Source organism: Nitrosomonas supralitoralis, assembly GCF_003011925.2.
Lineage (GTDB): Bacteria > Pseudomonadota > Gammaproteobacteria > Burkholderiales > Nitrosomonadaceae > Nitrosomonas > Nitrosomonas supralitoralis.
The window spans coordinates 21,783-35,428 of sequence record NZ_PXXU01000014.1 but is presented as its reverse complement, the minus strand read 5'-3'; the positions used below and the strand labels follow the sequence as shown (position 1 = coordinate 35,428).

The 13,646-nt window shown below is 44.2% G+C and carries 10 protein-coding genes; 4 read left to right on the top strand and 6 right to left on the bottom strand.

The genetic code is table 11. From position 1 onward, the window contains the following. Nucleotides 1-451: 451 nt before the first annotated feature. Nucleotides 452-3,508 carry a bifunctional diguanylate cyclase/phosphodiesterase gene (locus C7H79_RS06395; protein ID WP_106706467.1) on the top strand — a complete coding sequence of 1,019 codons (3,057 nt, stop codon included), beginning with the start codon at nucleotides 452-454 and terminating at the stop codon, nucleotides 3,506-3,508. Nucleotides 3,509-3,792: 284 nt separating this feature from the next. Here the strand turns inward: C7H79_RS06395 and C7H79_RS06390 are convergent, their stop codons facing one another. The 3 genes from C7H79_RS06390 to C7H79_RS06380 form a co-directional block, all read right to left on the bottom strand. After that, the gene (locus tag C7H79_RS06390) at nucleotides 3,793-4,530 is read right to left on the bottom strand and encodes a 2Fe-2S iron-sulfur cluster-binding protein (protein ID WP_106706466.1); all 738 of its coding nucleotides are present in this window, start codon (nucleotides 4,528-4,530) and stop codon (nucleotides 3,793-3,795) included. Nucleotides 4,531-4,533: 3 nt separating this feature from the next. Then, complete coding sequence (locus C7H79_RS06385; protein ID WP_106706465.1) at nucleotides 4,534-6,297, bottom strand: NAD(P)H-dependent oxidoreductase subunit E; 1,764 nt, start codon at nucleotides 6,295-6,297, stop codon at nucleotides 4,534-4,536. A 70-nt stretch (nucleotides 6,298-6,367) separates the two neighbouring features. Further along, nucleotides 6,368-7,036, bottom strand: coding sequence for a DUF1614 domain-containing protein (locus C7H79_RS06380; RefSeq protein ID WP_106706464.1), 669 nt, complete (start codon nucleotides 7,034-7,036; stop codon nucleotides 6,368-6,370). A 326-nt stretch (nucleotides 7,037-7,362) separates the two neighbouring features. Here C7H79_RS06380 and C7H79_RS06375 point away from each other — a divergent pair, with 326 nt between their 5' ends. Both C7H79_RS06375 and C7H79_RS06370 read left to right on the top strand, forming a co-directional pair. Further along, nucleotides 7,363-7,953 (top strand): cytochrome P460 family protein, encoded by a 591-nt coding sequence (locus C7H79_RS06375; protein ID WP_106706463.1) that lies wholly within the window; start codon nucleotides 7,363-7,365, stop codon nucleotides 7,951-7,953. 339 nt (nucleotides 7,954-8,292) lie between these two features. Then, a complete protein-coding gene (locus C7H79_RS06370) occupies nucleotides 8,293-8,553 on the top strand; it encodes a DUF5062 family protein (protein ID WP_106706462.1) in 261 nt (86 codons plus the stop codon). Nucleotides 8,554-8,971: 418 nt separating this feature from the next. Here the strand turns inward: C7H79_RS06370 and C7H79_RS06365 are convergent, their stop codons facing one another. From C7H79_RS06365 to C7H79_RS06350, 3 genes are all read right to left on the bottom strand, one after another. Beyond that, nucleotides 8,972-9,415 (bottom strand): nitrosocyanin, encoded by a 444-nt coding sequence (locus C7H79_RS06365; RefSeq protein ID WP_106706461.1) that lies wholly within the window; start codon nucleotides 9,413-9,415, stop codon nucleotides 8,972-8,974. Between the two features lie 784 nt (nucleotides 9,416-10,199). Beyond that, a complete protein-coding gene (locus C7H79_RS06355) occupies nucleotides 10,200-11,255 on the bottom strand; it encodes a metal-dependent hydrolase (protein WP_106706459.1) in 1,056 nt (351 codons plus the stop codon). A gap of 8 nt (nucleotides 11,256-11,263) precedes the next feature. Further along, a complete protein-coding gene (locus C7H79_RS06350) occupies nucleotides 11,264-11,974 on the bottom strand; it encodes a ubiquinone biosynthesis protein COQ9 (protein ID WP_106706458.1) in 711 nt (236 codons plus the stop codon). A 645-nt stretch (nucleotides 11,975-12,619) separates the two neighbouring features. Between C7H79_RS06350 and C7H79_RS06345 the strand changes: the two genes are divergently transcribed. Next, entirely contained in the window at nucleotides 12,620-13,456 is an 837-nt protein-coding gene (locus C7H79_RS06345) for a class I SAM-dependent methyltransferase (RefSeq protein ID WP_106706457.1), read from the top strand. Nucleotides 13,457-13,646 lie beyond the last annotated feature (190 nt).

Here is a 13,646-nt window from a genome sequence, read left to right as displayed (position 1 = left end):
CTAGCAAGCTAGCTGCGTATGCAACTGCTATGTAAAAGTAATCCGGTCGGTTACATCTTTTACATAACATGACTCTTAACACGCATACTCTTTATATCATATATCGCAGAAAAACAATAACGCTAATAATCGAGTTACAGTTTTGAACCTAAATTCGCGCGACACATGCTTATTTCCTTCAGCGCACGCCTACCTCAATCAGATTCATCGTTGTTAGCAGAGTTATTTTAGTTTGCCGTTCGATGAATTGAAGATCAAAGATGATGGCAGGAGCTGCGTACCAAAATTGTTAAAATAACCTAAGTTTATCAGTGCATGATGACTATTTTATTAAAGCTTCATAGTCTGTATAGTTCGCACTGGAAAAAATAATGCCTGGGCATCATTAAATATATAAAGCTAATGGCTTTATTGTCGAAATGTTGTGATATGAGATTTTATAATTAAACAGATGAACAAAAAGAAAATTGCAACATTGGGGGCGCAGGCGTTAGGAATTGTTGTATTGGCCGCGGCATATTTTATAACTGGAAAATTGGGGTTGATGTTTCCCTATATGGGATCGAACATCACCTTATTCTGGCCTCCAACCGGAATAGCTCTTGCAGCCCTCATGATCTGGGGATGGCGATATTGGCCTGGCATCTTTTTTGGTGCACTCCTAGTCAATCTGACCACGGGCGACCTTATGTTATCCACTGCTAGCATTATTGCATTAGGTAACACGCTAGGGCCGATTTCATGTGCGTTACTCCTTAAAAAAGCGGTGGGTTTTCACCATGACTTTACACGCGGTCGCGATATAGTGGCTTTTATCTTCATCGTGCCGCTTAGCATGCTTCTGTCCTCTAGCTTTGGTGTGTTGGCTTTATTTACTAGCGGTAACCTGATAGCAGATCAGATACAGCAAGCCTGGCTTAGTTGGTGGTTTGGCGATATCGTGGGCATACTGATTTTTGCTCCGTTAATACTGGTCTGGGCGGCTCATTTTAAGAATAAGTCTATTCGCCAAGAAGCTGCGAATGTGGAATCCGTCTTAATTATAACTATCTGTGCCGTTATTGCGTGGTCAGTATTCGGAAGTGTTCTGTCAATCGGAGAATTTAAATTATCACTGGCTTTTATGGTATTTCCCCCATTAATTTGGGCAAGTTTGCGCTTGGGTCTATTTGGGGCTGTGCTGGCGGCAACGATCATTTCCATGATTGCAGCCTGGGGTACTGCCCAGGGTTTGGGACCCTTTGCAAAAAATCCTACTTCATTAGGTCATTTGATTCTGTGTATTTTTGTCGGCACCATTATGCTGATGTCATGCGCGATCACCGGTATCCAGATTTTGCGCAAGAGTGCCGATCGAGAGTTGCATGCGAGCGAATCGCGTCTGCGTCTGGCGCTAACTGCGGCCAATCAAGGCTTGTGGGATCTCAATGTGCAAAACGGTGAGGTCTTAGTAAGCCCAGAATATGCTTTGATGCTAGGCTATGTCCCGGATACATTTGTGGAAACCCACAGTAAATGGAGAGATCGGCTGCATCCGGATGATCGTGAGCGGGTATATAAAATCTTTCAGGATTACATCAACGGTTTGAGTGAAAATTTTCAGGTGGAATTTCGGCAACTTACTCAACAAGGTACCTGGAAATGGATATTGTCGCTTGGCAAGATGGTTGAATACGACGACCAAAATCGCCCGTTGCGCATGTTGGGCACACACGCTGATATTGAAGAACGCAAAACCCGGGAAATCGCTTTACAGCGAAGTGAAGAAGCACTGAGCCATTCTTTGGAAGACTTGAAGTTGTCCGAAAAGCATCAACGTGACCTACGCATTCTGGCGGAACGCGAACAACGCCGCATGGGTGCACTGCTTGCAGCCATGAATATTGGCATTCTGTTTGAAGACAACGAGCGCCGTGTTGAGTACGTGAACCCGGCTTTCTTGAAAATGTGGTTAATCAACGAACATGACGATCTGACAGGGTTACCCACAAAAATCGTGCTGGAGCGATCCACCGAACGATTTGCACAGCCGACGCATGCTTCTAAGTTTGTTCTTAACATCATGAATACTCATGAAATTAGCGAGCGCTTCGAGCTCGAACTAAGCGATGGTCGCATGCTAACTCAGCTTTCCTATCCGGTTACTGATGCAGAAGGGAAGATCCTGGGACGATTATGGATTTATGAAGATATTACTCAAGAACGCCAAACTGCTCAACAACTGCTATATCTAGCCGAGCGTGACCCTTTAACCGGTCTATACAATCGGCATCGTTTTCAGGAGCAACTTGAATCTCTGATCGCGAAGTCTCTGCGTAACAAGGGTAAGTTTGCTTTGCTGTATTTTGATCTGGACGACTTCAAATATATCAACGACACTTTCGGACATAGTGCGGGCGATACAGTGCTTGTTAGAGCCGCCGGAGAAATAACCAGCATAATTCGGCAAATCGAAATTTTCGCTCGTTTGGGCGGTGACGAGTTCGCCATATTAAGTCTTATCAATCCAGGCGAAGATATCAGTGCTTTACCATCTCGTATTGTCACTGCGATTGCATCAATTCCATTGCGTTTTCACGGCACCAATATTCGTCTGACGAGTAGCTTGGGTGTGGCGATCTTTCCAGAACACGGGGAAACCACCGAAGATTTGATCGCGCATGCGGATACCGCCATGTATCAGGCTAAAACTCAGGGCAAAAATACATGGGCAATCTATGATTCGTCACGTGATGATTCGGAGGCTATGTTACGACGAATGACGTGGCGTAACCGGATTGCCCAGGCTTTAGAACAAGATCTGTTCGAGCTGCATTTTCAAGGCGTATATTTAACGAGTGATAAAACGCTCAGCCATGCTGAAGTGCTGATCAGAATGCGCGATCTGGAGCAACCGGATCACTTGATCATGCCAGGTCAATTCATTCCGATCGCAGAGAAAAGTGGTCAAATTTTGGATATTGATCGCTGGGTCGTGAAACAGAGTATCGAGAAATTGGCCAATGACTCCAATATGCCGTCACTGGCGATCAATATTTCCGGGCGAACATTTGATGAACCTTCTTTGCCGCAGTATATCCGGCAGTTGTTGGTGGAGCGAAACGTCGAGCCAAGTCGATTGATTATTGAATTGACCGAAACGGCAGCCGTTTCCGATATTCAGGATGCTCAACGTTTTATTGAATCGATTCATCAAGCAGGTTGTAAAGTCTGCCTGGATGATTTTGGCAGCGGTTTTTCTACCTTTGGTTATCTGAAGTATTTAGGCGTGGAAATCTTGAAGATAGATGGCTTATTCATCAGTGATCTACATAATAATCGGGACAACCAGGTTTTTGTTAAAGCTATGGTAGATGTAGCACATGGGCTAGGTAAAATAACCGTGGCGGAATATGTTGAAGATGAAGATACTTTTAAAATGATTAAAAAGCTGGGTATAGATCTTGCGCAGGGGTATAACTTCGGTAGACCCAGTAAAATTTTACCTAAATTAAAATATCCCACTTAAAAATGGAAATTAACCCGAATAGTTCAAAGTTTCTGTGTTTCGATGTGAAGATACACATGTGTGAATAGATTTAAATGACTGATCGCTCGTTTGAGTAAGTTTTTCCTCGCAACCGCAGAATCTGGCCGCAATGCAACCAACGACCTAGTTTGTCTGCTATCGGCTTGAATTGCTGCACACCAACTCAGTGTTCATGCATGTCGAGCAGTGCATGTAGTAACGAAAGCAACTGGCTAGCGACGAGGTCGTGATTTTAATTTTCTGTTTGGTCGCGTATTCAATCGTCATTTTTCATCGTGTTGCTTCGTGATGTTTTCCTGCAAACCGGTTTCTCGAATCGTTTGTTGATCATAAATGCGTTGACCAATTGGGATTTGATAACCTTGTTCTTTGATCAAAATCGCACCAACCGGGCAGATGGTCGCTGCCAGATCGGTCTTCGCTATCGGGCTGTCGACCAGTTTACCGCTCGGGGAATTGACGATTAAATGGGCCTGTGTGCCGCGTCCGGCAATAGCAAACACATTTTTTCCGTCCACTTCGCTGCTGGCGCGTACGCATAAATCGCACAGGATGCAGCGTCTGCGATCAAGCAGGATATCGGGGTGTGATGCATCGATTTCGCGGCGCTGATAAAACGGTGGGAAGTGATCGTCCAGCAAGCCGAGATAATAAGCCATAGCCTGCAGTTTACAATTACCGGTTTTTTCGCACGATGGGCAAATGTGATCGCCTTCCACGAATAGCATTTGCGTGAGCGCTTTGCGTGCTTGGTTCAATTCCGGTGTGTTGCTGTGGATTTCTTGACTTGCTGCCGCTGGTGTAATGCATGCGGCGACGCTGCGATTTCCAATTTCCACTATGCATAAACGGCAATTGCCGCTCGGCGACAAACCGGGATAGTGGCATAAATGCGGAATATAAAGCTTAGCAGCTAATGCGGCATCCATGATCGTTTGTCCCGGTGTGAACGGAATTTCCTGACCGTCAATGCGAAGCGTGTTTTCGATTACTGACATCATGATTTAATCCAGATGAGCTGCAGCATCGTCGCGGTGCGTAATCTGCCGAGCATTTTTAAGTGCCTGATCAAGATCGAATTGTGCGGTGAAATGCTGTTTCAGATGGGCTGTAAAAGCTTGCGGAAAATGCTGCAAACTGTCCATTACATGATTGGCGGCAGTATGCCCCAGGCCACAGTGCGAGTGATGCTGAATCAAAGAGCTGAGTTGTTTCAGTTCTTCGATATCATAAGTTGTGCCGCGTCCTTCGGCGATTTTATCCAGATTGTTTTTCAGAAGTTGAGTGCCGACGCGACAAGGAGCACAAAAACCGCAGCTCTCATGTGCAAAAAAATGCGCAAAATTACGATGAATTGTCAGCAAATCACGTGGCTGTCCAAAGACTAGAAACGATCCACCGGTGGATATATCTTCAAAACTGATAGTGCGGTCGAATTCAGTCACGTTGATCAGTTTTCCAGCAGGACCGCCTATTTGCACCGCTTGAACATTCTGCGCGCCACAATCATCCAGAATTCGTTGAATGCGTACGCCAAACGGATATTCGTAGATTCCCGGTAACTGGCAATCACCACTGACGCTGAGAATTTTGGTCCCCTTTGATTTCTCGGTGCCGACGGAATTGAACCATCCACTGCCATGCTCGACGATATGTGCTGCAGCAATCAAGGTTTCAACATTATTAACTACTGTGGGTTGCCCTAAATAACCATGAGTGACTGGAAACGGCGGACGGATACGTGGGATGCCGGGCTTGCCTTCAAGTGATTCGATCAGCGCCGATTCCTCGCCGCAAATATAGGCACCTGCACCCACGACAATGTCAATGTCAAAGTGAAAATCCAAATGATTCAGAATGTGCCTTCCCAACAATCCTTGAGTTCGCCGACGTGCAAGAACAGCTTGCAGGTGAGATTGCAGATAGCGGTATTCCGCGCGCAGATAGACAAAGCCCTTTTTTGCGCCGATAACAAAAGCACACACAGACATGCCTTCAAACAGTGCTTCGGCGTGATCGCGAAGTAACACGCGATCTTTAAACGTGCCGGGCTCACCTTCGTCGGCGTTGCACACGACATAATGTGTATCACCGGGCGCCTCGCGGCACAACTGCCATTTCTGACCTGTATTGAATCCGGCGCCGCCGCGACCATTTAAGCCGGACTGTTGGATGATTGCCAATGTTTCCGCTGCACCGTGAATTATTGCCTTTTGTAGCGCGTCATATGGCACAAGCGGTGCTGTCAGCAAAAGGTTGCGTTGATAGATTGTGTCATTTATTTCAAACCACTCAACTGGCCACTCAGCCGTCGGTATATGGGCTGTAATCCGCTGCGCGATTTGTGCAATTTTGTCCGGACTCAAATGAGTAAGAGGTATGCCATTGACCAGCAACGATGCGCCCTGATTACATAACCCGATACAGGAAGTTTCGTCAATGCTGACCAATCCATCCGCGCGCGTTTGGCCGGGAGTGGCATGCAACTGCTGGCTCAACAATTGCATCAGGTTTTGTTCATCTGACAGATAGCCGCAACTGGTGCAATTACTGAACAGTATGTGAAAACGGCCACATGGTTGTGTGGAAAAGAACGAATAAAACGCCACTACCGCAGCTACTTGACTGAGCGGCAAATTAAATTCTGTCGCAACCTGTTGCATGGCCTGTGGTGAGATATGCAGAAATTCCTGTTGCAACGCATGCAGTCGATGCAGAAAGTGCTCCTGCGGTAAATGTAAAGAACTGTGCTGGCATGAATTCTTCATGTCAATGAGTATAGCGGGATTGACCTTAAAGTAACAGGAACAGAACAGGGAATGCCTAATGATGAGGGCTTCAAGCCAGCAGAGCCGCTACAATACCGGTGATAAAAATTCCGTCAAATGTACCTGCTCCTCCGATCGAAGCAAACGGTGTGCCAAGTCGGTAAATATCTTTCATGCGTAGTAAATCTGCGCCAATCAATACTCCTAAGGTGCCGCTTATATACGCCAGCGGAGCGCTTTGTTCCGGACTGATTGATAATCCCACTAACGCCGCACAGATTGGAGCAATCAAAATCGGCATGCCGATGCCAAGTCCTTGAATCGGGCGACTGAAAACATAGCTCACACTGCTGATAATAGCGATCCCCAGCAGAGTGGAAGATAAGCTCAGGGCGCTATTGGAGAATAAGTAAATCGATAGTGTCACCGGTATCAAGCAACCACCTAGATTGATGAAAATCTGCGTTTCATTATGGATCGGTTGCACGGGTATTCTAAGCAAGCCTCTATAAACAGGCTGTGTGGAGGACTGCCCCGTTGCACTGTTTTTAATTCTTGTAACCGGCAGATTTACGGCGCTGCCGAGTAAGGAAAGAAACAGTATCATCAATCCGAAATCAGGCGGCAATCCAAGTTTTACGAAAGCAAAGGATAATAGCTCTACCTGGATCAATATTACTAAGATGCCAAGCAAAGCAATAAAAAATAACAGGTGAATCGGGGAAAAATAATTTTTCATCACGTATTAGTATGAGATATGGTATCAAGTGGTAATTATTTATCAAATACAGTAAGAAAACATTTGATTATGCTGTTCTTGTAAAGGCTAGTTTAACCTGAATTTATGATTAATAAATTGAGAGCGATCAGGAATTTAGCTGTACTTCAATTAGAATTAGACTAAACAATGATCGTTCGCCCTTAAGTATTAAGGAGCTATGCTCATAGCATCGAAAGGATAATACCTTGACGAAGATACTTTGTCTGACTACCATAAAAAAGGAAGGCAGTACAAGTGTCATTGCTGTTTTCTTTATGTTTCTTTAACCAATTTAAGGGCTTATTATGTTACTTTTTAAGAAAGCGTTATTAAGCAGTATCGTCCCAGTATTGTTGTTCATTGCGCTGGCAAGCCCAGCGATTGCTTCTGATGCTCATCATGCACACAAAGGGCTTAATTATGGTCACTTTACTAAAGAGAATGTATTGCTAACTCCAAAAGATTATCGTGAATGGGTTTTTATTGGCGCAGCCGTGACGCCCAATGAATTAAATGATGATAAGGCAGCCTTTCCGGAATTTCATAATGTCTATATTGATCCTACAAGCTGGTTTCACTGGAAAAAAACAGGTGAATTTCGGGATGGAACCGTTATCGTTAAAGAATTAGCTAGCATAGGAAGCAAAGAAGCTCCTAGCGGGCATGGATATTTCCCAGGGGAATACAATGGCATTGCCGCTATGGTGAAAGATTCCAAACGCTATCCTGAAAGACCCGGTAACTGGGCATTCTTTGGTTTTGAATCGTATGAAGCCAAACAAGGCATTATCCAGGATGATGAGTCATGTGCTGCCTGCCATAAGGAACATGCTGCACACGATATGGTATTTACCCAGTTTTATCCCGTTTTACGTGCGGGTAAACCCAGTAAATAATAATGAGTAACCGGCCCTGAGTCGGCAAGTTTTGTTATAAGGCAATTTGGTGTATTTGCTATGCCAAATTGCCTTTTTGCTGCCAGTAGACCGTAAAAGTTGTTTCGGTTTTTATTTTCCTTTTATCAGGTTACTCCTGAACTCCGTTGTTTTTTTACTTCGGCCGCAGTATCCCATTCATTATACCTTTGCTTGTCCAATTTTATCTCCTGCAGCAGACCCCTTTGTTACTTGTCTGTATACTGTTATGTCTCCATTGCAATGGACAGCTAGCAATCAAAGCACGAGAGCATTTACAGGTCTGAAACACTGGATGAGGATCAATTGAAGAGGATCGGCATGAAAAAATTGAAAAATGAAGCGGCCTTATTTAAAGAAGCTATGCTGGCCGGAGTGAAATATGCCGAAGGACGCGGTGTGGTTCAGTTTGAAGCCACCGATTCGGCGAGTGAAAAGTTGCTTTATATCTATCGACTACTGGTTCACGATAAAGTCATGCAACCCTTACCGGAGGATCAAGTCGCTGAAAAATCCATGCGGCATAAGCTGGCCATGTGGTACGCCAAGCAATTACCAAAAGATCATCCGCTGCTGAAATAAAAATAACATAGGCGTCACTCGAACAAAGCGCATTATTACTGGATGTTTGAAGTGACCTGTCGATTTTCCCTATTTTTGCGAGCATTATTTCAATTGATGCAATTAAGATTTTTCCTGCGAGGATTAGGGAAAGTAAAACCCAAGCGATGAAATGGGTGCGGAAAATTTCTGGGAATGTTGGCAATTTGACGTGCGATCAATGAAGCTTGTCAAATTGCCTTTTTATTTCTTTCGCTGGCTTTCTGCGAGGTTAAATATTATTCCATTCCAAATCCTGCCCTTGATCACAAATCACAAAGAACAAATATGATTTAATTATTAAAGACAGGAGAATCATTCAGTCGAATTCTATTTAACCAAGCCGATGCCAATGCATTGTGAAGTTTAAAGTAACTACCTCTCAATGCATCAAGGCTCTTTATTCAATAACATTCAAAGAGCCTGGTAAATGGATATTCTTGGGGTGAAGTTGACACCAAATAGTAAAGGCGCCAGCTTTATCTGCTACGAAAGAAATGACTTTTGTTTCGCCTGCTTTAATTATGTCTTTAATTTCGTATTCATCAATGGTAAATCCTTCGCTGATGGGCGATTTATTTTCTACAGTGATGTTAACTTTGGTTCCCTTTCGGACTGTTAATGTTTCTGGTTCGTTGAGAACATTAAAAGCACGGATGTTGGTGACTGTTACGCCTTCCACTTTGAGTTCTGGAATTGTGGTGTCATATGCATTCATAATTACTTTGAAATTTTGCTCCGCAGCATGATGCTTTTCGCCTGCTTTTTGCTCCCCAGCGTGCGTAATGCCTGTTAATAGCAATCCCAGAATAGAGCTTACGAACATGATTTTGGTTATTTTCATAGTAGATTTTCCTCTTGAATTATATATTTTAGTATTATGGTGCTTGCTCCGCACTTTTTGGTACGTAAGCAACACTTACTCTAGATGGGCTGATTCCATATGTCAATATCGAATTCTCCAATACCGCGAGTGGGCTGTTAGAATTTAATTAAGGAAGAACTCCTGGTTAATGAGAAGTTGGATGTTCTGAGTTCATCAGTTATTTTTTTATTTTACTGTATTATATGCCGCGCATTGCGGCAAGAACAATAACAGGCAATAAAATCAAGCAGTCGATTTATCGTTTTCGCAGGATTGAGAAACCAAAGAGGTGCATCCTAAGCGATAATCGCCGTAATGAAACTGAAGATTGCAGCAGCTATTATTTAATACAGGCAATGTTGTTACGTGTGAAGTATGCTGGAGAATCGAGCATACTTCACTTTAAGCAACTGATTACACGACTGAGAACAACTTTGTGTCTGATCGTTTGTCGATATGCGATTATTATTAATTTGATCAAGTGAAATCACAAGTTATTTTTCTTGATAAAATTTCTCCAAAGCTAATACAGGGATATGCTTTTTAGTTTATTAGTAGCTTACATATATATTAAAGCTAACTATGCTGATGACTTCGGAACTTCTTTTTTAGGTTTCTTCGTTTCCTTGTTTTTGCGTTGCTGTCCTTTGGCCATGATCGTTCTCCTTGTGTGGTCAATTACATCATAAAATGAAATAAAATTCTTGTGTCGTCTGGCTTTTAATGCATTTTATCTTGAAATTAGAGTTTTTACACTGTTCTCTCAATCTATATAGAATAATCCACGATGCCGAATAATCTGCCAGTCAGAATGATCGTTTCGACGACATACACCGTAACGAAAAGAGGGAGGTAACTCCGGAAATTTGAAGCGTAAATCGTAGAACCAGACACACAGTCCTTGTTCCGAGGTATCGATGCGTTCCAGTATCGGGAATTGGGTGAAAGTGCGAAAAGGCTCAAAAGCAGGGCTAAGCCACGCTTCACGGATGTGTGGACTATTTGCTGGATCACCGCCGAATTGCTGTTGTACGTGCCAATTAATTTCTGAAATCGGGCGGTAAGTAGCCGCCATTTTCGGTAGGAGCCAGGTAGTTTGGTATTGATCGATGGATTGTCGCAGATTAACATCAGCAAGATGATAGGTTTCATCGTGCCGGATGATGATTTTCCAGTGAAACGGGGATAGTGGCTGTGGCAGCACGCTAATGTGTGCTTGCGGCATGTCTTGAGCTACGGCATGATGGAAGGCGATTCCGTTGGCCTGCTGCTGCAGAGTCCATAAAAAAATTACATATCCGCACAAACTTGCCAAAGCCGTGACGGCTGCGACTCTTTGTCGTGGATAGCGCCACGAAATGATCAGACCGGCAATGACGATCAGGCTGAACCAGGGGTCAATGACAAATACCAGCGGCAGTGAGAAGCGTTTGGTGGAGAAGGGTGCAAACAGCATCAATCCATATGAAGTGATCAAGTCTCCCACGATATGAATGGTAATGCCGAGGCATGCGGGCAGGACAAACAATTTCCAGACATAGCGCTTTTGAGTAAGCCATGAAAACAGCCATGACAACAAACATGTCCATAGCGGTAAAAGAACCAGCGAGTGCGTGGGGCCCTGATGCCAATTCAGATACGTGAGCGTGTCAATGAATCGAAGCGCAAAATCCACATCTGGAAATGCTGCTGCGGCAAAGCCGGCGGCAATTTGCAGACGAAGTGGCAATGCATTTTGTTTCGGCTGGGTTTGCGGCGGAGCGCGCGCCGCAGCTCTTGCCAGTAAAGCGCCGCTTAACGCATGCGTGAGCGGATCCATGGCCTGTTTTAGCTCGATTTAGCGTGCATTCTGGGCGTAATCGGGTCTGTCAGTGGAGAAGACTTGTCTACCGTGGAAATTTCACTTGCGGACTCGGACTGCTCAGTGGAATCGGTTGTGGCTGCTTTGTGCGAAGCCCCATAAATCCTATTATCAAGCGATTCAGCCAGCAGCAGTTTGTGTTCCAGAAAATCACGCGTGCGTTGTGAATTTTCTGATGTGTCCTGCATCCAGTAAGTAAACGTGGCTAAATAAATCGTGGTCAGAGCAGTTTCTTCCAGCGCGCGTCGCACAAAGGTGGCATCACGTTGTGCGGCTTCGCGCATCCATTGCACCGTACGGCTAATGCGCATGATGGCAGGAATTTGGATATGCAGGTGACCGGGCTCCAGCTTAGCGCCGATCATCTGCCGCGTAACCATGCGGTGTGCAGCCAGCGCATCCAGCCAAGCCATGATGAGATGCTGCAGACGTTCGCGGGATGATAAAGATTGAAACTCCACGGTTTCCGCTGCATTAAGCATTTGACCGTCAGCACGGTCAAACCAGGCGTCAACCAGATCTTCTTTTTCGCAGAAATGAATGCGGATATCATCCAGAGAAATATTCAATTCAGTGGCTACATCAAACAAACGTACCGCTTCCCAGGATGAACGTTCGGCGATTTCAATAGCCTTATCTACAATCATCTCGCGTACTTCCGGTTTACCTTTTTTCATCTTGATCCTCCTTATGACGTTAACAGGAGTGGCGTTATCAATGCCGTTTTTAATATAACATACAAGGAGAAAGCTGGCATGTTTCTAACAAGCTTTACAAAAGCGATTCGTGCGACGATTGAAGATTAAACATGATTTCAGACGACAATTTATCGCACATAAATTAGTCATGATTTAGATACATTGATAGTTTTCCAGGATGTGCTTCACGAATGCAGTAAAAGTAAGGGCCTCTGCGCCTGCAACTTGTGCGGCTAAAAAAATTTGTACCTCAGACATATAGCATTTTCATGCATTAAACTGCCATGGTTATTGCGGAATTGTAGTACGTGCCTGAAATGTGCCTTTCTGCCTAAACCATATCCATCAACACAGAAGCATTTGCAAAAAGAGTATTATCCTGCGCACTTCTTAAAATTTGCTTTATTTCTCCGGGAACTTTAGGAATCAGTCAGAATGAGAGAGAGGAGACGGTAAATTAAGATAAGGATTCCGTGGTTTATAAAGCAGAAATCAATGTTGCAGTGTGCGTGCAGTTTTTCAAAGGGATAATCGATTACCCGGAGATTTTGTAAGTTTATGTTAAAGTTTCTTCAATCGAAAGATTGATCTTAATGAAGATTAATAAAACAAAAGGGGAATGGGATGCAGCGTACTGAGCAAGGGAATGTGTTTGATCGGCTGATCTGGAAAACCGATGACTGTTTGCTCCTTGATGATCTCGTGTTTCGGATAATGCATCAGAACACTGGCGATTGGACTGGTGGCGAGCATTTCATTTTTTATAAGATTCAACCCTTAATTGATCAGTATGCGCATTATTTTCGGCGACGTTGCGATTTCCAGCCAAAGAATATCTTTGAACTAGGCATTTATGATGGCGGCAGTATTGTATTCTGGCATGAGTTGTTTAAACCGCACAAACATGTCGCGGTGGATTTGGCGGATCGCATCGATGGTTCCTATTTTCAGAAATACTTGATGTCGCGTGGTTTATCGGATCGAATTCAAACTGTCTGGAAAACCAATCAAGCAGATAAATCAAAACTTTCGCATCTGATCAAAACCCTGTTTGAAGCTCCACCGGATCTCATCATTGATGATGCGTCGCATTTATACGAACCAACTCTTGCCAGTTTTGAAGCTTTGTTTCCACTCATGGCGCCAGGCGGTTTATATATTATCGAAGACTGGGCCTGGGGTCATTGGCGGGATTTCGTTGCACCTCGTGAATGGGCGGGAAAGAAACCGCTTACGCAACTGGTCACTGAACTGACTGAATCCGTCGGATCGTGGACCAATATCATCAGTGATATTGCTATTTATCAAGGTTTTATAGCTGTTGAGCGGGGATCGCGTATTATCGACAATCCATCGTCATTCCGGCTGGAGGAGCATATCTATCGACGCCCATCCGATCAGCTCCTCGCACATATTCCAAGCTATCAAAGAATTGTCAATTATTTGAAGCGTAAGTTGTGATTTTTTGTTTTATTCTTTTAACTCGCTTTATCGTTGTCGAGGAAGTGATTAGTTCGAAATGTGGACAATACAAGATAATTCGGTATGCAAGTGCAGCAAGTGGTTTCGTGCAGGAGTAATCACTCCGATGTCACGAGCGTGAGTCAGGCTTATCGTGACAAGCTCCAGAATGCTTTGCGGCTGGGCAGCT